The 23,584-nt window shown below is 63.5% G+C and carries 22 protein-coding genes; 11 read left to right on the top strand and 11 right to left on the bottom strand.

Features of this window, described 5'->3' with window-relative positions; genetic code table 11:
* Positions 1-180 precede the first annotated feature (180 nt).
* Positions 181-966 (top strand): hypothetical protein, encoded by a 786-nt coding sequence (locus PQR53_RS19405; RefSeq protein ID WP_408457083.1) that lies wholly within the window; start codon positions 181-183, stop codon positions 964-966.
* 28 nt (positions 967-994) lie between these two features.
* On the opposite strand, the gene PQR53_RS19400 is transcribed toward PQR53_RS19405, so the two are convergent.
* Together PQR53_RS19400 and PQR53_RS19395 are read right to left on the bottom strand one after the other, a co-directional pair.
* Positions 995-2,503, bottom strand: a complete 1,509-nt coding sequence (locus PQR53_RS19400; protein ID WP_408457081.1) for an FAD-binding oxidoreductase — start codon at positions 2,501-2,503, stop codon at positions 995-997.
* Positions 2,500-3,489, bottom strand: coding sequence for an isopenicillin N synthase family dioxygenase (locus PQR53_RS19395; protein ID WP_408457078.1), 990 nt, complete (start codon positions 3,487-3,489; stop codon positions 2,500-2,502). Before PQR53_RS19395 ends, PQR53_RS19400 begins: the two co-directional genes overlap by 4 nt.
* A gap of 303 nt (positions 3,490-3,792) precedes the next feature.
* Here PQR53_RS19395 and PQR53_RS19390 point away from each other — a divergent pair, with 303 nt between their 5' ends.
* From PQR53_RS19390 to hutC (PQR53_RS19370), 5 genes are read left to right on the top strand one after another with little or no spacing between them, the layout of a single operon-like run.
* Positions 3,793-4,620 carry a transporter substrate-binding domain-containing protein gene (locus tag PQR53_RS19390; protein ID WP_408429037.1) on the top strand — a complete coding sequence of 276 codons (828 nt, stop codon included), beginning with the start codon at positions 3,793-3,795 and terminating at the stop codon, positions 4,618-4,620.
* Entirely contained in the window at positions 4,620-5,270 is a 651-nt protein-coding gene (locus tag PQR53_RS19385) for an amino acid ABC transporter permease (RefSeq protein ID WP_408457075.1), read from the top strand. The genes PQR53_RS19390 and PQR53_RS19385 overlap by 1 nt, the downstream gene beginning before the upstream one ends.
* A 29-nt stretch (positions 5,271-5,299) precedes the next feature.
* Positions 5,300-5,962: an amino acid ABC transporter permease gene (locus PQR53_RS19380; protein WP_408457072.1), complete on the top strand. Its 663-nt coding sequence runs from the start codon at positions 5,300-5,302 to the stop codon at positions 5,960-5,962.
* Between the two features lie 19 nt (positions 5,963-5,981).
* Positions 5,982-6,851, top strand: a complete 870-nt coding sequence (locus PQR53_RS19375; RefSeq protein WP_408457069.1) for an amino acid ABC transporter ATP-binding protein — start codon at positions 5,982-5,984, stop codon at positions 6,849-6,851.
* Complete coding sequence (gene hutC / locus PQR53_RS19370; RefSeq protein ID WP_408457067.1) at positions 6,848-7,618, top strand: histidine utilization transcriptional repressor HutC; 771 nt, start codon at positions 6,848-6,850, stop codon at positions 7,616-7,618. The genes PQR53_RS19375 and hutC (PQR53_RS19370) overlap by 4 nt, the downstream gene beginning before the upstream one ends.
* Positions 7,619-7,667: 49 nt before the next feature.
* On the opposite strand, the gene hutC (PQR53_RS19365) is transcribed toward hutC (PQR53_RS19370), so the two are convergent.
* The 9 genes from hutC (PQR53_RS19365) to PQR53_RS19325 all read right to left on the bottom strand — a co-directional run bounded on the left by hutC (PQR53_RS19365) (position 7,668) and on the right by PQR53_RS19325 (position 16,211).
* Complete coding sequence (hutC, locus tag PQR53_RS19365; protein ID WP_408457511.1) at positions 7,668-8,351, bottom strand: histidine utilization transcriptional repressor HutC; 684 nt, start codon at positions 8,349-8,351, stop codon at positions 7,668-7,670.
* A 105-nt stretch (positions 8,352-8,456) separates the two neighbouring features.
* A complete protein-coding gene (locus PQR53_RS19360; RefSeq protein ID WP_408457064.1) occupies positions 8,457-10,100 on the bottom strand; it encodes an HAL/PAL/TAL family ammonia-lyase in 1,644 nt (547 codons plus the stop codon).
* 54 nt (positions 10,101-10,154) lie between these two features.
* Positions 10,155-10,946 (bottom strand): ABC transporter ATP-binding protein, encoded by a 792-nt coding sequence (locus tag PQR53_RS19355; RefSeq protein ID WP_028197383.1) that lies wholly within the window; start codon positions 10,944-10,946, stop codon positions 10,155-10,157.
* 34 nt (positions 10,947-10,980) lie between these two features.
* Positions 10,981-11,736, bottom strand: a complete 756-nt coding sequence (locus tag PQR53_RS19350; protein WP_408457062.1) for an ABC transporter permease — start codon at positions 11,734-11,736, stop codon at positions 10,981-10,983.
* A gap of 15 nt (positions 11,737-11,751) precedes the next feature.
* A complete protein-coding gene (locus tag PQR53_RS19345) occupies positions 11,752-12,474 on the bottom strand; it encodes an ABC transporter permease (RefSeq protein ID WP_408457060.1) in 723 nt (240 codons plus the stop codon).
* A 93-nt stretch (positions 12,475-12,567) separates the two neighbouring features.
* Entirely contained in the window at positions 12,568-13,422 is an 855-nt protein-coding gene (locus PQR53_RS19340; RefSeq protein WP_408431702.1) for a transporter substrate-binding domain-containing protein, read from the bottom strand.
* Positions 13,423-13,741: 319 nt separating this feature from the next.
* A complete protein-coding gene (locus PQR53_RS19335) occupies positions 13,742-14,422 on the bottom strand; it encodes a methyltransferase family protein (protein ID WP_408457058.1) in 681 nt (226 codons plus the stop codon).
* A 76-nt stretch (positions 14,423-14,498) separates the two neighbouring features.
* Entirely contained in the window at positions 14,499-15,338 is an 840-nt protein-coding gene (locus PQR53_RS19330) for an arylamine N-acetyltransferase family protein (RefSeq protein ID WP_408457055.1), read from the bottom strand.
* Between the two features lie 192 nt (positions 15,339-15,530).
* Positions 15,531-16,211 carry a hypothetical protein gene (locus tag PQR53_RS19325; protein ID WP_408457053.1) on the bottom strand — a complete coding sequence of 227 codons (681 nt, stop codon included), beginning with the start codon at positions 16,209-16,211 and terminating at the stop codon, positions 15,531-15,533.
* A gap of 340 nt (positions 16,212-16,551) precedes the next feature.
* On the opposite strand from PQR53_RS19325, the gene PQR53_RS19320 reads away from it, so the two are divergent.
* The 5 genes from PQR53_RS19320 to PQR53_RS19300 all read left to right on the top strand — a co-directional run bounded on the left by PQR53_RS19320 (position 16,552) and on the right by PQR53_RS19300 (position 23,543).
* Positions 16,552-18,075, top strand: coding sequence for a carbohydrate porin (locus PQR53_RS19320; RefSeq protein WP_408457051.1), 1,524 nt, complete (start codon positions 16,552-16,554; stop codon positions 18,073-18,075).
* Between the two features lie 121 nt (positions 18,076-18,196).
* Positions 18,197-19,348 (top strand): NHL repeat-containing protein, encoded by a 1,152-nt coding sequence (locus tag PQR53_RS19315; protein ID WP_408457050.1) that lies wholly within the window; start codon positions 18,197-18,199, stop codon positions 19,346-19,348.
* A 150-nt stretch (positions 19,349-19,498) separates the two neighbouring features.
* A complete protein-coding gene (gene efeB, locus PQR53_RS19310; protein ID WP_408457048.1) occupies positions 19,499-20,803 on the top strand; it encodes an iron uptake transporter deferrochelatase/peroxidase subunit in 1,305 nt (434 codons plus the stop codon).
* 106 nt (positions 20,804-20,909) lie between these two features.
* Positions 20,910-21,938: an iron ABC transporter substrate-binding protein gene (locus PQR53_RS19305; RefSeq protein ID WP_408457045.1), complete on the top strand. Its 1,029-nt coding sequence runs from the start codon at positions 20,910-20,912 to the stop codon at positions 21,936-21,938.
* Positions 21,939-23,543, top strand: a complete 1,605-nt coding sequence (locus PQR53_RS19300) for an ABC transporter permease (RefSeq protein WP_408457043.1) — start codon at positions 21,939-21,941, stop codon at positions 23,541-23,543. It begins immediately after the preceding gene.
* The last annotated feature ends 41 nt before the right edge of the window (positions 23,544-23,584 follow it).

The following is a 23,584-nucleotide window of genomic DNA, read 5'->3' as shown; positions in this document are numbered from 1 at the left end:
GTTCGAGACACAATGTGCCCGGCGAGGGGCGGTCGGCACGCGAACTCCCGCTTTGACATTCTCGCGTACACGGAACGCGTGCGATCCGTCCATCTTGCCTGGCAGAACAAAACCGAGCCCCTCTTTCGATAGCTGCAAAGTTAAAGGGCATCACCCATCAAGACGATTTCACTAAAAACTATGGAACAGTTGACCTTCGGGGCCTGCGTAAAAAAAGGCTGGATCAGTTCGTGGCAAGCCGTCACGCAAATGCCCTGGTTGTTCCTGGGCGTTTGCGCGGTACTGGCCTGCACGTCGCTGCTGGCCGGCCCGCACCCTGCCGCTGTCACGACCACCGACGGCGTCGACGCGACGGCACATCTCGGCCAGAGGCTGCTTCCGCTAGTCTGGACCGCGCTGCAATTGGCCGTGGGGGGCACGTTGACCATCAAGGTCCATCGTTTCGTGCTGCTCGGCGAAGGCGTGCAGCCGCTCGTACCGCTCAACGGCAAGCCGCTCGGCCGCTACGCGCTGGTCTCGCTTGTCGTCGTGCTGACGATGCTGGTGTTTGCCGGCCTGGGTTTCGTCGCCATGCGCATGGTGCGGCTGGGCGTCCTGATCTACCTGCCCATGCTGGTGATCTACCTGTTCGTCACCATGCGGCTGATCCTGCTCTATCCGGCCATTGCGCTCGGCAGCAGGCTCGCGCTGCGCGCCGCCTGGAAAGACAGCCGCGGGCATGTATGGAGCATGATCGCCGTGGGCTTCGTCACGTATCTGCCGGTCTTCGTGCTGAGCGCCATTTTTCTCTTCGTCGCGGGCCCCAGAATGCAGGCCGGGCACGCGACCCAGGACGCGGCTGTCATCGCGATCGTGCAGGCGCTGCTCAATGCCATCTTCATCGTGTTCGCCGCGGCCTCGCTGTCATGGCTGTACCGGCGTTACGCCAGCGAACTGCTGACGCACGCCGAAGACGCACCACGCTAAAACGCGCGGTACGCGCGGTACGCGTTGCTCAGAACAGCTTGCCCGGATTCAGAATGCCGTGCGGGTCCAATGCCTGTTTGATCGCGGCCATTGCGGCCAATTCAGCAGGCGAGCGCGAGATCGGCAAGAACTCGCGCTTGAGCAAGCCGATCCCGTGTTCCGCCGACACCGACCCGTGCAACGGCCCCAGCATCTCATAGACGAACGCATAGACCGCGTGATGGTCGACGCCGGGGATCGAATGGCCGTCAACGGTGACATGCAGATTCGAATCGCCGATATGGCCGAAGAAATACGACGCATTGCCCGGCCAGCGTTGCTCGAGCGCCGTGCGGCAACGGTCGACGAAAGCGCCGATCTCGCTGATCGGCAAGCTCACGTCGAAGTTGATCGCGTCGAGCCGCACCGGAAATTCAGCGGTGCATTCGCGAATCGCCCATAACGCCCGTACGTCGGCCACCGATTGCGCGATCACCGCGTCGCGAATCGCGGCCGAGTCGAGCGCGTCGGTCAGGGCGGCGGAGAAACGTTCGCCGTTATCACCGGCGTCGAAACTCGCGTGTTCGATCAGTGCATAGAGCGGGTGCGACTCCGCGAACGGCGAGCGCGTGCCCGTCAGCTTCACGCCGAAATCGTAGAAGTCCGGCCACATGATTTCAAACGCGCCGATGTCGTTGCCAAAGCGCGTCGACAGGCGGCGCAGCAGGCTCACGGCGGCGTCGTAACCGTCGAGTGCGACGAGCGCCGTGTGACGCGCCGCGCGTTGCGGATGGAGCCGCAGCACCGCGCGCGTGATCACGCCGAGCGTGCCTTCCGAGCCGATGAACCAGTGCTTCGGGTCATAGCCCGTATTGTTCTTGACCATCTTGCCGAGCGAAGTCAGCACGTCGCCATTGGCGAGCACCACTTCAAGGCCGAGCACCTGATCGCGCGCGGTGCCCGACTGGATCACACGATTACCGCCTGCGTTGGTCGCCAGATTGCCGCCGATCTGGCACGAGCCGCGGGCCCCGAGATCGAGCGCGAGTTCGAAGCCCGCTTCGGCTGCGGCTTCCTGCGCGGTTTGCAACGTGGTGCCGGCGCGTACGGTCAGGGTGGCCGAGGCGCTATCGACTTCCTCGACGCCGGTGAGCCGTTCGAGCGACAGCGCGATATCGGTGGCGCGCGCAATCGCGCCGCCGGCGAGACCGGTCATGCCGCCCTGCGGCACCACCGGTTGATGCGCGCCGTGGCAGATGGCCAGCGCGCGCGAGACTTCGGCCGTGCTGCGCGGCAGGAGCAACGCAGCGGGACGCGTCGGATCGTGACGTGTCCAATCGGTCATCGCGCGTTCGCCGATCTGCTCGCCGACCCGCACCGCGTCGTCGCCGAGCGCGGCACGCAGCGCTGCGAGTGTTGCGGAAAGCGGCGCAGCGCTGGGGGTCGCGCTACTGCGTGCGCTATTGCCTGCGGCTGTGCCCGCGCTACCGATTGCAGTGCTGCTTGCATTACCGCCTGCATTGCCCGCCGCGCCGTTTGCCAAACTGTTATCTGTCATGCAGTGGTTCCTTGCGTGCCTGCAACGGCCGCTTTCTTCCGATAACCCATCGAATCGTTGATTCGCCCGAGGATATAGTCACCCGCGGCGACCGGTTGGTACTTGAGGTCCGCTTCGCTCGTCCCAAGCTCACGCGGATCGACCATCGCACCGTAAGTGGGATCATAGAACGTCGCGATCGAATAGCGCTCGCGGCCCGACGCATTGATCACGCGATGCAAGGTGGAGCGAAAGCGATCATTGGTCCAGCGCGCCAGCAAATCGCCGACATTCACCACGAAGCTGCCTTCGACAGGCGGCGCATCGACCCACGTATCGTTGGCGATCTCACGCACCTGCAAGCCGCCCACCTGGTCCTGCCACAGCAAGGTAATGCAACCGTAGTCGGTATGGGGCGCGACACCGAACTGATCCGCGTCCGACTGGGGCGGTTGCGGCGGATAGTAGACCATCTGCGTGCGCTGCATCCGCTTCGTATAACGCGGCGCGAAGAATTGCTCGTCGACGCCAAGACTTAGCGCCACAGCCCGCAGCAGATCGGCGCCGCACGCGGCGAGCGCTTCGTAGTAGCCATAAAGCGCGGGTCGCAGCTCCGGCATGAAATCCGGCCAGTTGTTCGGCCCGCGCAGCGCCTGCCCGGCGAGCACATCGGGATCGTCGTCCGGCAATTCGAGGCCGATGCTGAAGAACTCCTTGTAGTCGGGGCGTGTGGCCTGATACATGGTGGCGTCGCCAAGCGCATTGAAACCTCGATGCCTTTGATTGACCGCCGCGCGCCGCTTCGTCTCCACCGGAAACGCAAAGAACCGGCGTGCCGCCTGTTCGGCTGCGTCGATCGCTGCTTGCGGCACGCCATGATTGACGATGTAGAAGAAGCCGATCGTCGTGCATGCTTCGCGGATTTCGTGCGCCACGCGCGTCACAGCCTGGGGATCGCCCGCGCGGACGCCGGCGAGATCGATGATCGGAATGCGGGTCACGGCCATTGCGTTACTCCCTGGAAGGGTTTGCCGGTTCAACTGATGAATGAGGCTCGCCAATCCTGGCTTGCAAAACGGGGCTTTCAAACCACGCGCGACAAGCTCGCGTGCCTCCTTCGTCCCAGTTGTATATACCGCCAAAAGCGCACTCGCAAGTAGCTTCCCGGTGCTTCACGTAAGGGCTTTTCTCTACTCGCGTGATTATTTATTTCGCGCGAAAACTGCGGTATATACTGCCTCGCATGACTCGCGCCGGGCCCGCCGCCGAACCGCTTGCGCGCGACACCGCTTTGCCAACCGGAGAATCCCATGAGCATCCTTGCAGGCTGGAAGTGTCGTTTGGTCATGCTGGCGTTGTGCGCCGCAAGCGTCACCGCCCATGCGGAAGACCAGCTCGCCAAAGTGAAAAAAGCTGGCGAACTGGTGGTCGGCACCGAGATGCAGTTCGCGCCTTTCGACTTCCTTGAAAACGGCCAGCAAGCGGGCTTCAATAAGGACCTGTTCGCCGAGGTCGGCAAGGAAATGGGCGTGAAGGTGCGCTTTATCGACTTGCCGTGGCCAAGCGTGCTGCCGGGTCTCGAAGCCGGCAAGTTCGACATGGTGGGCGGCCCGCTGACGGTCACCAAGGCGCGCATGGAGCGCTACACGTACACCCTGCCGGTCGCGGACGCCACCGACGCGCTGCTCAAGCGCGCCAACGACACCTCCGTCAAGCAATCGTCGGATATCGTCGGCAAAACGGTCGGTGCGGGCAAAGGCTCGGCTCAGCTCGACCAGTTGAAGGCCTACGTCGCCACCTTGCCGAAACCGCCTGAAATCCGCGAATACGTCGACAACAATCAGGCTTACGCCGATCTCGCCGCCGGCCGCATCGCCGCAGTCGCGAACTCGATGACCAATATCGCCTATGTGGCCAAGCAACGCCCCGAAACCTTCGCCGTGGTGCAGCCGCCGTTCGGCGCGAAAGTGTACTTTGCTTACTGTCTGCGCAAGGACGCGGACAGCAAGCCGCTCGCCGATGCCTTCAACGCCGCGCTCGTGAAAATGCACAACGACGGTCGCCTCGCGGCCTTGCAGAAAAAGTGGTTCGGCGTCGCGATGGACGCGCCGACCACGATGCCCGCGCCGAATTATTGATGTTCAGCACCACCGTCTTTCTCCAGGGCTTGCCACTGCTGCTGCATGCGGCGCTCGCCACCATCGGCATTTCGCTGACGGGCCTGGTCATCGGCTTCTTCGTCGCGATCGGCGTGTGTGCGGCACGGCTCTCCCCGAGGCGCGCGGCGCGGATGTTCGGCGGCGCCTACGTGTTCTTCTTTCGTGGCGTGCCGATGCTGGTGCAACTGCTGCTGGTGTACTACCTGCTGCCGTTCGCCGGAATCAACGTGTCGCCGATCGTCGCGGCATTGAGCGCCGTGTCGCTGTGTTCCGCTTCGTATATCGCCGAGATTCTGCGCGGCGGCTTCCTCAGTATTCCACCGGGTCAGATCGAAGCCGCGCGCATGCTCGGACTTTCACCGTTCGATATGCTGCGGCGCATTCTGGTGCCGCAGGCGTTCCGCTTGACGCTGCCCTCGCTCGTCAATGAAATGGTGCTGCTGATCAAGGCTTCGTCGCTGATCTCGGTAGTGGGGGTCGCCGAGTTGACGCGTACTGCGCAGAACATTGCCGCCAGCACCTATCGGCCGCTCGAAGCCTACGTCGCTGCCGGGCTGATTTACTTTGTGATCTGCGGCACGCTGGCGCTCGCCGCGCATGCGGCCGAATACCGTTTGCAGCACGCCTGAGCGACCCTGAGCTCGAGATCGACCAAGCCATGCAAAAGCTCGACCCCGCCGTCATCACCCACAACCTGCAGCCCATTGCCGCCGGTCTGGCGACCACGCTCGGCACCTGGGCCGCCGGCGTGGCGATCGGCATGCTGATCGGCTTTCTGATCGCCGTGCTGCAACTTTTTTGCGGACGCTGGGTGCGCGGCATATTGCGCTTTTACATCGAACTGTTTCGCGGCACGCCGTTTCTCGTGCAACTGTTTTTGCTGTACTACGGCGGCCCTTCCTTCGGTCTCACGCTCGAACCGATGACAGCCGGCGTGCTCGGCTTAGGCCTCTACGGCAGCGCGTATTTCGCCGAAGCATTCCGCTCGGGTTTTCAATCGGTGCCACCGGGCCATCTCGAAGCGGCGTCCTGTCTCGGACTCACTCGCTGGCAGGCGGTCCTGCGCATTCAGGTGCCGCAGATGCTGGTGCTGATCGTGCCCGCGCTGACCAATCTGATCATCGTGCTGAGCAAGGAAACCGCGGTGCTGTCGATCGTCACCGTGCCCGAACTCACGTTCGTGCTGACCGGCATCGGCTCGGCCACCTTCGCTTTCGTCGAGACGCTGCTGGTGCTGTGCGTGTGCTACCTCGCGCTGGTCGAACTGACTTCGCGCGTGGGGATGTGGGCCGAAACCCGCATCGCGCGCTTCATGGCATGAACGGAATCAGGACCAATTTATGAACGCTATCGCCGCCATGCCGTCCTCCACGTCCCCTGCCGCTTTCGATACGCCGCCCGGCGCGCCGCTGATCGAAGTGCGCGACCTGCGCAAACGCTTCGGCGATGTTGAAGTGCTGCGCGGCGTCGATCTCGAGATCGCCCGCTCCGAAGTGGTCTGCATCATCGGCCCGTCGGGCTCGGGCAAGAGCACATTGCTGCGCTGCCTCGCCGCGCTCGAAACCTACGATCAGGGCGACGTGCGCATCGAAGGCGAGCTGCTCGGTTATAGCGAGCGCAATGGAAAGCGCGTGCGCGCGTCGCAAAGCGAAATCAATCGCGTGCGGCGCAATGTCGGCATGGTGTTTCAGCAGTTCAATCTGTGGCCGCATATGACGGCGCTCGGCAATGTAATGGAAGCCTTGCTGCGCGTGCGCCAGATGTCGCGTGACGAAGCGCGCCGCCGCGCCAATGCGATGCTGGACACAGTCGGCCTTGCGCACAAAGGCGACGCCTACCCGTCGAAACTCTCGGGCGGCCAGCAGCAGCGCGTTGCGATTGCACGTGCACTGGCGATGGAGCCGCACCTCATGCTGTTCGACGAGCCGACTTCGGCGCTTGACCCCGAACTGGTCGGCGAAGTGCTGCAGGTGATGAAGCAGCTCGCGCGCGACGGCATGACGATGGCCGTCGTCACGCACGAAATGGGCTTCGCCGCGCAGGTCGCCGACAAGGTGATGTTCATCGACCAGGGGCGCATCGCCGTGCAAGGCAAGCCGCGCGAAGTGTTTCACGATGCCGGGCAGCCGCGCTTGCGGCAGTTTCTGCAGAACTACTTCGACCGCAATGCTTTCTGGGCACGGGGCCCTGAGGATGCGGAGCCGGTATGAACGCGCCCGCGGCGGCGATGAAAACCGCGCGCGTGGCGACCGACGCACCGGCCGCCCGCTACGAACAGGTCAAGCACCACATCCGCCAGATCATCGAATCGGGCGCGCGGCAAGCGGGCGATCGCCTGCCGTCCGAGCTCGACCTGGTGGCGACCTTGGGCGTGTCACGCATGACGGTGAATCGCGCGCTGCGCGAACTCGCCGATGAAGGTCTCGTCACCCGCGTGTCCGGCGTCGGCACCTTTGTCGCGCAAACCAAGCCGCAATCCACGCTGCTGATGATCGCCCATATCGGCGACGAGATCCGCTCGCGCGGTCACGAATACCGCTACGACACCGTGCTCTCGCAACGCGAAACCGCGCCGGTGACGGTGTCGAACGCGTTAGGGCTAGCGCCCGGCGCGTCCGTATTCCATGTGATTTGCGTGCATCGCGAGAACGGCTTGCCGGTGCAGCTCGAAGACCGCTACGTCAATCCGGTCACGGCGCCGGACTTCCTCAAACAGGATTTCTCCACCACGAGGCCATCCGAGTATCTGTTCGAGACCGTGCCGGCGCACGACGTCGAGCATGTCGTCGACGCCGGTTTGCCGACGCGCGCCGAAGCCGAGTGGCTGGAAATTCGCGCCGATGAGCCGTGCCTGACGCTGATGCGCCGCACGTGGACGAGCGGCGTTGCGGTCACGTTCGCGCGTTTCGTGCATCCGGGCTCGCGGTATCGGCTGGGTTGCCGTTTCACGCCGGATCTGGCGCAGCGTCAGGGCTAGTGGTCAGGTTAGAAGCCCGAACGCCGCACCCTCGTCCGCGTCTTGCCGCTCACACGTTTCCGGCCAGATGAAAACGCGATGCCGGATGCCACAACTGCACTGACGTCGCGACATCGTCACCAACCCATGTGCGGCGCCATAGCTGCAAGCAGGGCTCGCCGATATCCATCATCAGATGCCGCCGCACATACGCGTCGGGCTTTTGCGCGTAGATACGAAACTCCGCGCGCTGGATCGGCGCGAGCCGCACCATGTAGTGATTCGGCGTCTCGAGGCTAAAGTCCTGCTGCAGGTAGTCGGGGAACACCTTCGGATTGACGTAGCGATCTTCGTACTGGATCGGCTCGCCCTCTTCGCTGTGCACGATGCACGAATGAAACGCGGGGCCGCCGGCGAGGCCGAGCGCTTCCAGCGCATGCGGATCGTCGCTCGGTTCGAGCGTGAGCACGCGCGCTGAATGACGATGGCCGCGCGCGGCGATTTCGTCGGCGATATTGCGGATTTCCAGCACGGTCGATTCGTAGCGCTGCGGCGCGACGAAGGTGCCGGAACCCTGCACGCGTGTCAGGACGCGTTCGGTGGTGAGCTCACGCAGGGCGCGCGATACCGTCATGCGCGCGACGCCGAACTCCTTGACCAGTTCCGTTTCTGACGGGATCAGGCCGCCCGGCTTCCAGTCCCCCTCGCTGATGCGCCGGATCACGTAGCGCTTGATCTGCTCATAGGCGGGCATCGCCTTGGCGGGTGTCTCCTGGGTGCGACCCGGGCGGTCCTGCGTGTCTGCGGTTTGCGCGTTTGTGTTTGTAATAGTGTTCACGTCGACCTCGTGGGTGGTTCTTCAGCCTGCGTGGGCAGCCGCCCGGCCATCGTTGGCCGCCGGATCGGCGCCGAGCATCCCCGCGGCAGCAAGGCTCGTTACACGCGCCCATGCGGCTGGACCCGCGCCGTCGATTGAAGCATCCGGCCCCGGCCGAATCTTACCCGGGTTTGGCAGCGGCGGCGGCATTCCATCGGCGATCATGCGAAACGCGATCGCCATGTCGTCCGCGAGCGGGCGGTCGTCGCGATAGGTCGGCACGACGCGGCGCACGCGCTGCCAGAGTGCGTCCGTGTGCGGTGCGCGCGGTGCATCGACGCTCTGCAGATCGTAGGCCTGCGCCGCCGCCAGTAATTCAATCGCGACGATTCGCCCGGCGTTGTCGACAATCTCCAGCGCTTTCAGCGCGGCGGGCGTGGCATGGCATAAATGGTCTTCCTGCAGGCCGGACGTGATCCCGCCATCGAGCGACGCGGGCATCGCCAGACGCCGGTTCTGCGCGACCAGCGAGGCCGCCGTGTACTGCGCGATCATGAAGCCGGAACAGGTGCCGCCCGGCTCCGCGAGAAACGCCGGCAAGCCGCTCACGAGTGGATTGACGAGGCGGTCGAGGCGCCGCTCGACCATCGCCGCAACTTGCGCGATCGCGGTGGCGAGGCTATCCATCGCCAGTGCAATCGACGCCCCTACCGCATGCGCCTGTGAATAAACGCGCGGCTCTTCCGGCGTGCCGGCAACAATGGGGTTGTCGGTAATCGACGCGAGTTCGCGATTGACTACGTCGGCGGTCGCGGTGAGCACGTCGCGCGCGGCGCCATGAACGTGTGGAATAGTCCGCATGCTCAGCGGATCTTGCGTGCGCTGGCCGACCACCGCGGCGAGAATACCGCTATCGGCAAGCGCGGTACGCATCCGTTCGCCGACCAGGTTCAGGCCCGGCGAAATGCGCAGCGCCAGCGAGTCTTCATCGAAAGCCGCGAGTTGCCCGCGCAGATTCTCGAAGCTCATCGCGGCGACCACGTCGGTCCAGTCGAGCAGACGTGCGGCGCGCGCGAGCGCCAACGCGGCAAGACCCGTCACGCACGGCGTGCCGTTGATGAGGCTCAAGCCCTCTTTCGCTTCAAGCACGAGCGGTTCGAGGCCGAGCAGTTGCAAAGCGTCGCGCCCTTTGAGGCGTTCGCCGCGATAGCGCACATGTCCCTCGCCGATGCAGACCAAAGCAATATGCGCCATATGGCTCAGATAACCGACCGACCCGAACGCCGGCACTTCAGGCAGGCAATCGGCATTGAGCAACGCGACCAGCTGATCCGCGACTTCGAGGCGAATCCCCGAATGCCCGTGCGCAAAATTGTTGACGGCGGCCGCCATGATTGCGCGCGTCTCGGCGACACCGAGCGGCATGCCCACGCCGACCGCATGGCTCATCAGTATGTTGCGCGACAGCGTGCGCTGTTCGGTCGGCGACACGATCACATCGCACAGCGCGCCGACGCCGGTATTCACGCCATACGCGCGAATCCCGCGCGCGACGATCTGCTCGACGAGCACACGCGCCGCCGCGATACGCGAGCGGGCGTCGGCGGAAAGCTCGAGCGGTTCGCCGGCGGCAATGGCCGCCACCTGAACCCAGTCGAGAGGACGATCGGAACGGATCACGGCCATGATAGTGCTTTGCCTGGTGAAGTGACGAAGTGGTAAGCAGCGAATGCTGATCCGTTAGTTAGTCGTGCGATCCTGGTGGCTCGACACGAATTGGCGGAAGCGGTCCGACTTGCATTCGACGAATACTTCGTCTGGTGTACCGTCGGCCTCCACCTGCCCTTGATGCAGGAACATCACGCGATTCGACACATGGCGCGCGAACCCCATCTCGTGCGTGACGACCAGCATCGTGCGGCCTTCTTCGGCGAGCGAGCGCATCACGCGCAGCACTTCGCCAACCAGTTCGGGGTCGAGCGCCGAAGTGGGTTCATCGAACAGCATCACCTTGGGATGCATCGCGAGAGCTCGCGCGATCGCCACACGCTGCTGCTGACCGCCGGACAAATGTGCGGGATAGTGACCGCGCTTTTCCGCGAGACCGACTTTCGCGAGCAGCGCTTCCGCTTCTTCGACCGATTCGGCGCGGCTGCGCTTCTGTACGCGCATCGGTCCTTCGATCAGATTTTCCAGCACGGTCATATGCGACCAGAGGTTGAAGTTCTGAAACACCATGCCGAGTTGCGAGCGCACCCGGTCCACCTGGCGACGGTCGCTCGGTTGCAGCTTGCCATCGCCACGGCGCTTCATTTTGAGTTCTTCGCCACCGAGCGCCACCGAGCCGTCATCCGGCGTTTCGAGCAGATTCAGGCAGCGCAGAAACGTGCTCTTGCCCGAGCCGCTCGCGCCGAGAATCGAAATCACGTCGCCTTGATGGGCGTCGAGCGAAATACCTTTGAGCACGTGGTGGTCACCGAACGACTTATGGATGTTCTTGACCGACAGTGCGACAGGTGCCGTAGCGTTCATGAGATTCTCCAGATTCTGCAGGATGTGCGTTCGTTCAGGGCGCGGCGCGGCGTGTTTCGGTCGTGGTGGAAACCGGCCGGCTCGGCGAGCTCGACGCGGGCGCCGCACGCAGATGGCGCGACAAACGCGTCTCGAGGAAGCCGAGCAAACGCACGATGACGAAATTCAGAAACAGATAGATCAACGCGGCGCAGATGAATACTTCGGTGGTGCGATATGTTTGCTGAATGATCTGCTGCGCCACGCCGGTCACTTCCCACACGGTGACAAGACTCGCGAGCGCGGTCGATTTGACGAGCAGCACGGCCTCGGTCGAATACGCGGGCAGACATTGGCGCAATGCGATTGGACCAATCACACGGCGCAACAGCGCGAAACCCGACAGGCCGATCGAATAGCCCGCTTCGATCTGACCGACCGGCACGGCCATCAAGCCACCGCGGATAATCTCGGCGGTATATCCGGCGGTGCACAGCGCTAGCGATAAAACCGCGCACATGTAGGGCTCGCGCAGCACCGGCCACAGGAAGCTCTCGCGAATCACGCCGAACTGCCCCATGCCGTAATACACGAGGAACATCTGGATCAGCAAGGGCGAGCCGCGGAACACGAGGATGTAAGCGCGTGCAAAACGATTCGGCAGCCAATGCGGCGAGACGCGCATCGTCACGATGACGAGCGAGAGCAAACCGCCGAGTATCAGCGAGCAGAAGAACAGGCCAAGGGTGGTCGGCACGGCCGCAATCAGTTGCCGCAGCGTGTCGAGCAGGAAATCGAAGTCGAAATGCATGATGTCCGGCCCCCGTCAGTTGCGCGCGAAGTTGCGTTTGAAGGACCGGCCCACGCGCGCTTCGGCGCGGTTGAAGACCCGGTTCGAGATGCTGGTCATCAGCAGATACAGCGCGCCGCCGACCACGAAGAACGTGAAGTACTGATGCGTCGAACCCGCCGCCACCTGACTGGCGCGCAGCAGTTCAGCAAGACCGGTGACGGAAATCAGCGCCGAATCCTTCAGGCTCAATTGCCAGACATTGCCGATGCCGGGCAACGCGAATCGCAACACTTGCGGAATCAGAATGCGGCGCGCCATGGTCAGGGTGGGCATGCCGATCGAGCGCGCGGCTTCGAGCTCGCCGCGCGAGACCGCGAGCACCGCCGAGCGATACACCTCGGCCTGATACGCACCGGAAATCATGCCCACCGCGAGCGCCCCGATCACGAACGGCGGCACGCCGACAAAGCCGTCGGCGCCGAACCACTGGCCGATCGTGGTCACGAGCGTCGAGCCGCCGAAATAGAACAGATAGATGACGAGCAACTCAGGCACGCCGCGAAACACCGTGGTGTACACATCGCCGATCACACGCAGCGTGCGAAACCGTGACAGCTTGGCCGTCGCGATCAGCGCGCCGAACACGGCGCCGACCGCGAGTGCGGCCAGGGTGAGCGCGACCGTCATCAATGCCGCGAGCAGCAACACGCCGCCCCAGCCTTCCGGCCCGAAGCCGAGCATCTGTATCAGAGCCATTCCCTACCCCTCATCCATTACGGCGGATCGAACCAGCCGGCAGGCACGTTTCTTCGCAGCGCGCATGCCGCTACAGCTGAACGCTCAGGCGCATCAAGGCGTGACGTCGGTCTTGAACCACTTGGCGGAGAGCTTCTTGACGGTGCCGTCGGCAAGCGCGGCGCTGATCGCGGTGTCGAACTTCGCTTTCAGGTCGGCGTCCTGCTTGCGGAATGCGAGGCCTTCGCCCGGACCCCAGATCGGGCCGCCGATCTTCGGGCCGGCCATCACGATCGACGAGGTTTCCTTCTTGTCGATGTTGGCGGCGTAGTAGGTTACGTCGTCGAACGAGGCGTCGATGCGGCCGTTGGCCAGATCGAGGTCACGCTCAGGCGAGGTCTTGTAGACGCGGATCGTGGCGACGTCCTTGAAGCCGTCGTTGATGAATTTGGTGTAGACCGTGCCCGACTGAATGCCGATGGTCTTGCCCTTCAGCTGTTTGCGCAAGGCGTCGACGGTGGGCTGGTCGGTTTTCGGATCGCCCGACAGCTTGACGACGCCCGCGGTCGGCACGGCTTTCGGCAGCACTTTCGCGTCGGTCACGGCGAACGTGGCTGGCGTGGCGGCGTAGGGCTTCGAGAACGCGATGATCTTTTCGCGCTCCGGCGTGATCGAAATCGCATCCATCAGGACGTCGAACTTGCCGGCTTGCAGACCGGGGATCATGCCGTCCCAGTCTTGCGCGACGAGGTTGCATTGCAGCTTGATGCGCTCGCACAGATTGGCGACCAGCTCAGGTTCGAAACCGCCCAGCTTGCCGCCCGGCAAGGTCAGGTTCCACGGTGCGTAACCGCCTTCCAGCGCGATCGTCACGGTCTTCCAGTCTTTGGCCTGCACCGGTGCCGCGAAGATCGTCGCGGCGCCGACGACGGCGCCCATCAATGCTTTTGCTAACGTCGTGCGTTTCATTTTCACGTCGAAACTCCTGGGATTGAGGAAACCGTCGAGCTGGATTTTTAACTCGCGCTTAATTTGTATAGACAAGTCTGCATGAGTCAAAAAGCCCTCGCAAGCGGATTTGTTCAAAATCGCATGGATCACCGGGTAAGCCCCTACTCTCTGCGGCACGACAAGGCTTTTAAGGGAGTTTTGAAAGCAGGGAGACAATGCACCGGATGGTAGCGTCTGCGTCAGCGTGGTGCGCTTTGTCTAGACAGGTTGGTGCTGGAAGTGCTGGAGTGCTGAGGCACTCCTTGTTGCAGCACTTCGAGTGGCCGCGGAGCGCGCCCTACCAGATGAACGGCACGAAGCGGTAACGCACGCGTGATGTGTAGTCGGTATAACCGTCGAGTTGCTCCGCCAGTACGCGCTCCTCGCGCACCGCGCGCCAGCCGATACCCATTACCAACAACGGTACGCAAGCAAGCCCCCACCACGAGCCGAGCAACAACGGCGTGCCGACGAACAGCAGGAGCGCGGCGGAATACATCGGATGACGGACATGGGCGTAAGGACCCGTGTCGATGACTTTGTGACCACGGCTTGCCTGGATCTTCACGACGGGCGCGGCATAGCTATTGGCCCGGAAGACGATCAGACACATGAACAGGCAGAGGAAGATGCAGAGCGAGCCGAGGCTCACCAGCCAAACCGGCAACGGCGCCGACCAGCGATAGCGCATCGCGTCGAGCCCCATCAGGACGAGCCACGCGCACCACGTTACCGCCACGGCCACCATGAAGATGCGGTCCCAGCGGCTTTGTTGCGCCTGAACGATCGGCGCGAGACGCTCGGCAAGCAGACCGGGATCGTGGCGCGCCAGCCAGAAACCGATCCATAGACTCAGCCCGCCGGTTTCGATCAGATACCACCAACCGGCCGGCCACGCGAAGGTGCCGGCGGCGCCAAACAGCAGCGCACCCATGCATGCCAGCCAGACCACCGTTTGCAGAATGAGGCGCGTGATCATGGTGAGTGCGTGGCGCTCGTTGATGGTGGTGGCGATGCGTGATCGGGTGGTTGCGGCTGCCCGTTACGCTCCTGTCTCAGGCGGAAGCCACCGCCGGCGAGCGCACGCGCCCGAATACTTCCGCGATGTCGATGTCTCCCGTGTTCAGACCGAATTGATCGTGTAGACAGATTGCGAGTTCGTCCGCGCTTTTCAGTTGCCGTTCGCTGATAACGTGGCCGTCCGCCGCGCGTTCGTTCAGTTGATCGTTGAGCAGGGTCAGGCGCGATTCCGCCAGGACCCGGCAAACGATCAGATTGTTCAGGAAGATAGAATCCGGTGCGCTCGAGGTGTACCAGTTCGACGTCTCATAGTCGATCCATTCGACCGGGTGCAGATCGAAACGGTAGACGCGCGCCCAGCTTTCATCGCGGGATTGCACTTCGAGGTAGAGCGCGCCGTGCGATGCATCGGCGAGGCGAAATGTGCCGAGGGGCGTGGACTGCGCGGTGCCTGCGATCAGGCGCAGCGGCGCTGTCAACGTCACGCTGCCGAAACCGACATCGGCGATCCATGCTTCGTTGTTGATGTCGACACGCAGGATCATGTGCGTGCGCGGGGGGACCTCGGCGGATTCGCGGCCCCAAAGAACTCGCCCTAGCAGAGGCGTGACTTCGAAGCCTAACTGCATCAGCACGTTCGCAAAGAGTGCGTTCTGCTCGAAGCAATAGCCGCCGCGCTGTTGCGCAATCAGTTTTTGTTCGACCGATTCGTGATCGAGTTTTACCGCGCGGCGCGTGAGCGGATTCAGGTTTTCGAAGGGAATCGCTCGGGGGTGCAACTGGTGGATCTCCTGGAGCACTTCCAACGTTGCCGCGCGAGGCCCTGTGTAGCCTATGCGGGTGAAATAGTTTTCCAGATTCACGGCGTGTGACATCGGTGTCGTCCCCGGTATGGATTTGGGCGCTGGGCATGCAAGGGTTCGCGCTCCAGCATGGCGTCGGGAGATGATCATAGCGTCTTTTGCTGCCGGCCCAAGGCGCCGGTCGTTGCCTGTTTTCGTAGTGGTGCGGGGTGATCGATTGGCGCCGCCCCAATGCGAGGCGGCGCCTGCTTCATAAAGCGCTCACTACTGCCCGCCCTTCAACGCCGACGTCGCGATAGACGGCACACTAATCCCATGGCTCGACGCGAACTGCACCGCCGAGCTCAGTGTCGACATCAGCGACTGCAATTGCCCCGGCGCTGACTGCGCGATATACGACGCGCTTTGCGCCGTCTGCGGGTTCATTCCCGACTGCAGGAGCGACGATGGATTCATCTGGCCGATACTCCCCAGCCCCGACTGCAAACTGGAATACTGGCTTACACCTTTGCCCAACGACGACAAGCCGTCCGTGAACGCCTGCTTGTTCACCGGTGTGGCCGATGCGCCCCCGCTCGCGCGGCTCGCGAACGCCTGGGTCAACGACTGCGATAACGACTGCTGCGTGCTGCCCACCTGCGTCAACTGATTCACCGAGGGCGTTCCGCCACTCAGCAATCCGGCCGCCTGTTGCGCCTGCCCTGCGGCGCTGCTCATACCCATCGCCGATGCAAGACTCGATTGGCCGCTCAGCACCTGCTGGTTCGCGCCGACGTAAGTCTGCAACAACTGCGATACGCCACCCGACGAAGCAGTTGCGCCTGCATCCGCCGAAGTATTGCCGCCTATGCCGAACTGCTTCAGATTCAGCTGCGCGCTCGAAACGCCACTCACGAGCAAACCGCCGCTCGCCAGCAACGTAAGCACAAGGATGCGTTTATTCATATCTATCTCCTGACATTGGCCTTTCGGGATACTCGTGCGGTTCGACACTGCTCGCCTGCCCCGGTTCGGTACGACCACAGACATACTGGAACATTACGTTTTCATTCCATTTAATTTACGCACAAACAACCTTTAGTAGCAGTACGTAAAGCCGGGAATTACATCCTAGTAATATTGATGCGAATCGTTCTCATTTGTGTTGACGCACCTAATTCGCATGCGTACGATCGCGCCATCTGCTGCATTTGGCCCCGCGAACCAATGCAGCGCCGTCGCAGGCATATCGCTATGTGGAAGTGCGATGGTTAGATCAGTCGATACAACACCAATAAGGATTTCGATGAAGTTCGCCCAATCCATTGAACCCGCCGGCCGGGCGCGTTTGCTGCGCGACTCCGCGCCGCGCGCTGGCGCCACGCGCCGCTCGCGTTTGCCCGCCATGCGGCACGCCGCGCTCTGCACGGCTTTCGCCTGGGCCTCATTGAGCGCCGGCGCCGCCATGGCCGAAGCCAATCCCGATGCCGCCCCGGAAGCGCCCGAAGCCGACCTGAACATTCAGGCGACTCAAACGAATCAATGGACCGGCTTCTGGAACCGACAGACGATGCTCGGCGACATCGGCGGCCTGCGCCCCTGGCTCGGCAAATACGGCGTGACGTTCTCACTCACCGAGACCAGCGAAGTGCTCGCCAACGTCCGCGGCGGTCTCGCGCGCGGCGCGGACTACGACGGCCTGACGACCGCGACCGTGCAAATGGATACGCAAAAGGCGTTCGGTTTGCCAGGCGGGCTGTTCAACGTCAGCGCCTTGCAGATCCACGGCGCCAATCTCAGCGCCAACAAGCTCGGCACGCTGAATACGGCAAGCGGTATCGAAGCCGATGACACGACCCGCCTGTGGGAATTGTGGTACCAGCAGTCGTTTCTGAACAGGCGCATCGACGTCAAGATCGGTCAGCAAAGTATCGACCAGGAATTCATCACAAGCTCGAATTCGGCACTATTCGTCAATACGATGTTCGGCTGGCCCGCCCTGCCGTCCTACGACATGCCGTCCGGCGGTCCCGCCTATCCGCTGTCCGATCTCGGCGTGCGCGTGCGCGGTCAGATCACGCCTTCGTTGACGGCGCTCGCCGGTATCTTCGACGGCGATCCGCTCGGCAACAATCCGGACAACAAGAGCGGCACCAACTTCAACCTGCACAACGGCACGCTGTTCATCGGCGAGTTGCAGTACGCGATCAACCAGCCGGCTGACGGCGAAATGGTCGGCATGAGCGGCGGCGGCCTGCCGGGCACCTACAAGCTCGGCGTCTGGTACAACAACGGCAGCTTCGCCGATCAGCGCTTCGACAACACCGGCCTCTCGCTGGCGAATCCGGCGAGCACCGGCGTGGCGCAGAATCATCACGGAGACTACAGCTTCTACGCAGTCGCCGACCAGATGATCTGGCGTCCGGATCCGGACGAGCCGCGCAGCCTCAACGTCTTCGCGCGCGTGATGGGCGCGCCGGGCGACCGCAACCTGGTGAGCGTCGCCGCTAACCTGGGCATCGTGATGAAGGCGCCGTTCGCCGGCCGCGACAACGACAGCGCCGGCATCGCGCTCACCTACATCAAGATCGGCAACCACGCGCATGGTCTCGATCAGGATAACCTGGCATTCAGCGGCGGCCCCTACGGCGTGCGCACCAGCGAAACCACGCTCGAAGCGACCTACCAGTACCAGGTCAATCCGTGGTGGCAGTTGCAAGCCGATGCGCAATACACGTTCAATGCCGGTGCCGGCCAGAATCCGAATGATCCGACGCAGCCGCTGCGCAACACGTTCGTCATCGGCGTGCGGACCAACATCACGTTCTGATGCCGTTCGCGCCCATTACCTACGCTTACCTACGCTCATCCTTTGCTCACGATAAATCGAATCCCATGCTTTCGATCATGACCGCAACCACCGCTTTGTGCGCCGGCACCGAGGCTCATTCATGAACAATCCCACGCGCAAGTTTTCGCCGCGCGCCGCGCGCGCCTTGATCGCCGCAACCGTCAGCGCCGCTGCATTCGCGACAGCCGGCGTCGCGCACGCCGAGCCGCAAGGTTTCCTCGAAACCGTCAAGCATCACACCACGCTGATCAACACAGTGCCGGGCAACGGCGACCAGAATCCGTACGCGGTGGTGGTCGCACCGGTCAGCGTGGGCACCGTCAAGCAAGGCGACGTGCTGGTCGGCAACTTCAATAACTCGACTAACCTGCAGGGCACCGGCAGCACGATCATCAACTATCATCCGGACACCAAAGAGATGACGGTGTTCGCCACGGTGCCGCGCGATCTGAAAGAATGTCCGGGCGGCATCGGACTTTCCACCGCGATGACGATGCTGAAGTCGGGCTACGTGATCGTCGGCAGCACGCCGAGCAACGACGGCACCACCGGCACCAAGGGCGCCGGCTGCCTGATCGTGCTCGATCCGAACGGCAAGGTCGCGTCGACCATCAGCAGCCCGAATATCAACGACCCGTGGGGCAACATGGCGGTCGTCGACAACGGCACCAGCGCGACGCTGTTCGTCAGCAACGCGGGCTTCGGCGTGGGTGGTGCGCAAGGCAATCCGCCGGTGTTCAAGCAGGCCACCGTGCTGCGTCTGGACCTCGACGTGCCGGCCGGCAAACCGCCTGTCGTGAAGAAGGAAACCGTGGTGGGCAGCGGCTTTGGCGCGCAGGCCGACAAGGGCGTGTTCCTCGTCGGCCCGACTGGACTGGCGCTCTCGAACGATCAGAAACTGCTGTACGTGTCCGACGCGATCGGCAACCGCATCACCGAAATCGACGATCCGATGACACGCGACACCAGCGCAGGCGTGGGCCGCCAACTGACCGCCGATGGCCTGCTGCATCGCCCGCTCGCCATGATCACCGCGCCGAACGGCCACCTGCTCGTCACGAACGCGCTAAACGGCCAGATCGTCGAAATCGATCCCGCCAGCGGCAAGCAGATCTACGCACGCTGGATCGACACCGACAAGGCGCAATCGCCGCCCGGCAACGGCGACCTGTTCGGTCTCGCGATGACCCCCGAAGGCGACGGTTTTTATTATGTGCAAGACGACGTGAACACGCTGGTTCTGGCCAAGTAAGCGACGCAAGCCCGTGACGCAGACCCGTGACGCGAATTCGCGCCGCAAACCAGCGACGCAAATGCGTGACGCGAACCAGCGAACCGAAACCGGCCCCGGAGCCGGACGCAAACCCGGCATATCCCACGGCCAAATGAAGGTGAAGTAACCATGGCAAACGATCAACCCCCGCGGCCATCACGGCGCGGCTTTCTCAAGGCGGGCGGCGCAGCGGTAGCGGCCGGCGCGAGCCTCGGTGCAGGCCTTGCGACGTCGCAGACCGCCCAGGCCAGAACGCCGGCGCACACCGCCGATCCGCAGATGGCGCTCGAGCCGTTCTACGGCTTGCATCAAGGCGGCATTATCACGCCGCAGCAGAGTCACACGTACGTTGCCGCGCTCGATCTGACGACCGACAAACGCGACGACGTCATCGCCCTGCTGCGCACCTGGACGGACACCGCCGCACGCCTCACGCAAGGCGCCACGGCCGCGCCGCTGCCGACCGGCGAGGCGGGCGACAACAAAGCCGCGCCCGATTCCGGCGACGTGCTCGGCCTCGGCCCCTGCGGCCTGACCATCACCTTCGGTTTCGGCCCCGGTCTCTTCACGCATGAAGGCAAGGACCGCTACGGGCTGGCCTCGCGCCGCCCCGCCGCGCTCGTCGATCTGCCGCGCTTCAACGGCGACCAGCTAATCGCTGAGAAAACCGGCGGCGACCTGTTCATTCAGGCCTGCGCAAACGACCAGCAAGTCGCGTTTCACGCGGTGCGCCAGCTGTCGCGCCTCGCGTACGGCGTCGCGACGATGCGCTGGGGCCAGTCCGGTTTCCTGTCCGGTCCGCGCGGTCAGACGCCGCGCAATCTGATGGGCTTCAAGGACGGCACCAACAATCCGTCGATCGCGAAGCCGCAGTTGATGAATGAATTCGTCTGGGCTGGGGCCACCGCCGACGCGCCGTGGATGGACGGCGGCACCTACACGGTGGTGCGCCGCATCCGCATCACGCTCGAACACTGGGACAACACCGAACTCGATTTCCAGGAGCAGGTATTCGGGCGCCACAAGTACAGCGGCGCGCCGATCGGCAAGAAGAACGAATTCGACGCCGTGGACCTGAAGGAAGAGGACAAGGACGGCAATCCGGTGATTCCGGAAAACTCGCACGTGCGTCTGTCGAATCAGGCGAGCAACAACGGTGCGCAGATTCTGCGCCGCTCGTATTCGTACAACGACGGCACGAACTTCTACATCGAGCGCTGGCCGCCATGGCGCCAGGAAACCGAATACGACGCGGGGCTGATTTTCGTGGCTCACCAGAGCGACCCGCGTACCGGCTTCATTCCGATCAACGACAGGCTCGCGAAGTTCGACATGATGAACCAGTTCACGACGCACGTCGGCAGCGCGGTGTTCGCCGTGCCGCCGGGCGCGAGGCCAGGTTCGTATATCGGCGCGGGGCTGTTCGAGACGTAATGCAGGCCGGGAAGTCAGCCGCGGGCCGCAAGGCGCGCGGCAAGCAGAAGCGGCATGCGACTCATCAAAGATCGACAACAACACATCACTAACGGATTTTAGAATCATGGCTCATTCCTGGTTTGGCACTCGCCTGCGCCTGCTCAGCTGCGCAGCGCTCACACTGGCGGCATTAGCAACGGTGCCGTCGGCGGCCCACGCTGCGTCGATCACGCTCTACAGCGCGCAACACGAGCAGGTCGTCAATCTGCTGGCAAAAGACTTCGAAAAAGAATCGGGCATTTCGGTGAAGATCCGCAGCGGCGAAGGCCCCGCCATGGCCGCGCAACTCGTCGCGGAAGGCGCCGCCACGCCCGCCGACGTCTACTTCACGGAAAACTCGCCCGAACTGGTACTGCTCGAAGAGAAAGGCCTGCTGAGCAAAGTGAACGACTCGACCCTCGCCACCGTGCCGGCGCGCTTCAATTCGCCGACCGGCGTGTGGGTCGGCGTGACCGCGCGTGAAAACGTGCTGGCTTACAACACGACCAAGGTGCAGGCGTCGCAATTGCCGCAGTCGCTATTCGATCTGGCCAAGCCGGAATGGAAAGGCAAGGTCGGCATTGCACCGAGCGACGGCGACTTCCTGCCGCTCGTAAGCGCCGTGCTCGGGCTGAAGGGCGAAGCGCAAACCGTCGCATGGCTGAAGGGCCTGAAAGCCAACGCGCAGATTTTCGACGACGACGAAGGCGTGGTGGCCGCCGTGAATCGCGGCGGCGTCGCGACGGGTCTGATCAACAACTACTACTGGGCGCGTCTGCACGCCGAACTCGGCGATGCGAAAACCCGCAGCGCGATCTATCACTTCGGCAACGGCGACGCCGGCGCGCTGGTGAACGTGTCGGGCGCAGCGGTGCTGAAGTCCGCGCACAACACGGACGGCGCGCAGAAGTTTCTCGGGTATCTGGTGAGCGAACGCGCGCAGAAGCTGATGGCGAACAGTCACGTCATGTTCGAATATCCGCTGCATGCGGGCGTTGCGCCGGACCCGATCCTCAAGCCGTTCACCGAACTGACCCCGCCGGCACTGACGATCCAGCAACTCGGCGACGACAGCCAGGCCGGCAAGCTGCTGCGCCAGGCTGGCTTGCTGTAAATGAGCGAGGCCGTGTCAGCCGGGCCTCCGGCTGTAATCCCCGCCACGGCGCGCGCCCGTGCGCGCGCGCCGCGCGGTTTGTTTGCGGCGGCCGCACTCAGCGCTTTGCTGGTGTTGCTGCCGATTGCGTTCACCTTCTGGCGTGCGGCGAGCTTCGGAATCAGCGAGGCGGTCGATCTGATCTTCCGGCCGCTGGTCGGCGAACTGCTGGTCAACACGCTGCTGATCACCGTATCGACCACGCTCGTCTGCGCTGTCGTCGGCACGGCGGCCGCATGGTTTGTCGAACGCACGCATTTGCCGGCACGTCGCCTCTGGGCCGTCCTCGCTGCCGCGCCGCTTGCCATGCCGGCCTTCATCTCGAGCTATGCATGGGTGTCGCTGAGCCTGGAGCTGCAGGACTTCAACGGCGCGCTGCTGGTGCTGAGTTCCGCGTATTTCCCGCTCGTTTATCTGCCCGTGGCCGCCGCGTTGCGCAGCATGGACCCGGCGCTCGAAGAAAGTGCGCGCGCGCTCGGCTGCAATCGCTGGACCACGTTTATTCGCGTGGTGCTGCCGCAACTGCGCCCGGCGCTGCTCGGCGGCATGCTGCTGGTCGCGCTCGGCGTGCTGTCCGAATTCGGCGCGTTTACGCTGCTGCGTTTTCGCACCTTCACCACGCAAATCTACGCGGAATACCGAACCAGTTTCGATGGCGGCGGCGCTTCGCTGCTTGCGTGCCTGTTGATCGTGATTTGCCTGATCGTGCTGGCGTTCGAATTCCGCGTACGCGGTGCGGCGCGCTATGAACGCGTGGATCGTGGCACACGTCGCGCGGTGTTGCGCTACGACCTCGGCGCATGGCGCTGGGTCGTCGTCGCCGGCTTCGCGGCGCTGGCGATCGCGACGCTCGGCGTGCCACTCGGCATGATCGGCTACTGGCTCACCCAACCGGGCGCGGCTGCCGTCACACCGGCCGACGTGTCGCCCGAACTGCTGTTCAGCGCGACGCTCTCGTCGCTCGGTTTCGGGCTCGCCGCCGCGCTGCTGACCACGCTGCTGGTCGTGCCGCTCGCGTTCCTGCTGGTGCGCTATCCGACGCGTTTCGCAACCGTGTTCGAGCGCACCGTGTTTCTGGCGCAAGGCATTCCGGGGCTGGTGATCGCGCTGGCCATCGTGTCGCTTGCGGTGCATGCGCTGCAAGCGCTTTATCAAAGCGCGACACTGCTGGTGATCGCCTACGCGATGCTGTTCATGCCGGTGGCGCTGGTGAGCGTGCGCGCCGCCTTCATGCAGGCGCAGCCGCGTCTCGAAGAGACAGCACGCGCGCTCGGCCTGAGCTGGTCGCAGACGCTGTTCCGGGTGGTGTTGCCGCTGGCTGGCCCCGGACTCGGCGCGGCGGCGGCGATGGTGTTCATCTCGGTCGTCACCGAACTGAATGCGACGCTGCTGCTCTCCCCCATCGACACGCAAACGCTCGCGACACAAGTCTGGGCCGACACCTCGACGATGGCGTTCGCCGCCGCGGCGCCCTATGCGGCGCTGCTCACCGGCATTTCGCTGTTCGCCTCCGGCCTCCTGTTCGCGTTGCTCGGCAAATCGGCCTTACTCGGCGAACGCAGCTGAGCGTTGCGTCCTATCGCCCTGTTCCTGGACCTTGGATTTTC

Source organism: Paraburkholderia fungorum (assembly GCF_046027605.1).
Lineage (GTDB): Bacteria > Pseudomonadota > Gammaproteobacteria > Burkholderiales > Burkholderiaceae > Paraburkholderia > Paraburkholderia fungorum_F.
Note: the sequence above shows the minus strand (reverse complement) of the source record. Positions and strands in the feature narration are given on the sequence as shown.

Coding starts and splice junctions, on each gene's coding strand:
- PQR53_RS19405 (WP_408457083.1), top strand. CDS start 181: ATGGAACAGTTGACCTTCGGGGCCTGCGTAAAAAAAGGCTGGATCAGT.
- PQR53_RS19400 (WP_408457081.1), bottom strand. CDS start 2,503: ATGACAGATAACAGTTTGGCAAACGGCGCGGCGGGCAATGCAGGCGGT.
- PQR53_RS19395 (WP_408457078.1), bottom strand. CDS start 3,489: ATGGCCGTGACCCGCATTCCGATCATCGATCTCGCCGGCGTCCGCGCG.
- PQR53_RS19390 (WP_408429037.1), top strand. CDS start 3,793: ATGAGCATCCTTGCAGGCTGGAAGTGTCGTTTGGTCATGCTGGCGTTG.
- PQR53_RS19385 (WP_408457075.1), top strand. CDS start 4,620: ATGTTCAGCACCACCGTCTTTCTCCAGGGCTTGCCACTGCTGCTGCAT.
- PQR53_RS19380 (WP_408457072.1), top strand. CDS start 5,300: ATGCAAAAGCTCGACCCCGCCGTCATCACCCACAACCTGCAGCCCATT.
- PQR53_RS19375 (WP_408457069.1), top strand. CDS start 5,982: ATGAACGCTATCGCCGCCATGCCGTCCTCCACGTCCCCTGCCGCTTTC.
- hutC (WP_408457067.1), top strand. CDS start 6,848: ATGAACGCGCCCGCGGCGGCGATGAAAACCGCGCGCGTGGCGACCGAC.
- hutC (WP_408457511.1), bottom strand. CDS start 8,351: ATGCCCGCCTATGAGCAGATCAAGCGCTACGTGATCCGGCGCATCAGC.
- PQR53_RS19360 (WP_408457064.1), bottom strand. CDS start 10,100: ATGGCCGTGATCCGTTCCGATCGTCCTCTCGACTGGGTTCAGGTGGCG.
- PQR53_RS19355 (WP_028197383.1), bottom strand. CDS start 10,946: ATGAACGCTACGGCACCTGTCGCACTGTCGGTCAAGAACATCCATAAG.
- PQR53_RS19350 (WP_408457062.1), bottom strand. CDS start 11,736: ATGCATTTCGACTTCGATTTCCTGCTCGACACGCTGCGGCAACTGATT.
- PQR53_RS19345 (WP_408457060.1), bottom strand. CDS start 12,474: ATGGCTCTGATACAGATGCTCGGCTTCGGGCCGGAAGGCTGGGGCGGC.
- PQR53_RS19340 (WP_408431702.1), bottom strand. CDS start 13,422: ATGAAACGCACGACGTTAGCAAAAGCATTGATGGGCGCCGTCGTCGGC.
- PQR53_RS19335 (WP_408457058.1), bottom strand. CDS start 14,422: ATGATCACGCGCCTCATTCTGCAAACGGTGGTCTGGCTGGCATGCATG.
- PQR53_RS19330 (WP_408457055.1), bottom strand. CDS start 15,338: ATGTCACACGCCGTGAATCTGGAAAACTATTTCACCCGCATAGGCTAC.
- PQR53_RS19325 (WP_408457053.1), bottom strand. CDS start 16,211: ATGAATAAACGCATCCTTGTGCTTACGTTGCTGGCGAGCGGCGGTTTG.
- PQR53_RS19320 (WP_408457051.1), top strand. CDS start 16,552: ATGAAGTTCGCCCAATCCATTGAACCCGCCGGCCGGGCGCGTTTGCTG.
- PQR53_RS19315 (WP_408457050.1), top strand. CDS start 18,197: ATGAACAATCCCACGCGCAAGTTTTCGCCGCGCGCCGCGCGCGCCTTG.
- efeB (WP_408457048.1), top strand. CDS start 19,499: ATGGCAAACGATCAACCCCCGCGGCCATCACGGCGCGGCTTTCTCAAG.
- PQR53_RS19305 (WP_408457045.1), top strand. CDS start 20,910: ATGGCTCATTCCTGGTTTGGCACTCGCCTGCGCCTGCTCAGCTGCGCA.
- PQR53_RS19300 (WP_408457043.1), top strand. CDS start 21,939: ATGAGCGAGGCCGTGTCAGCCGGGCCTCCGGCTGTAATCCCCGCCACG.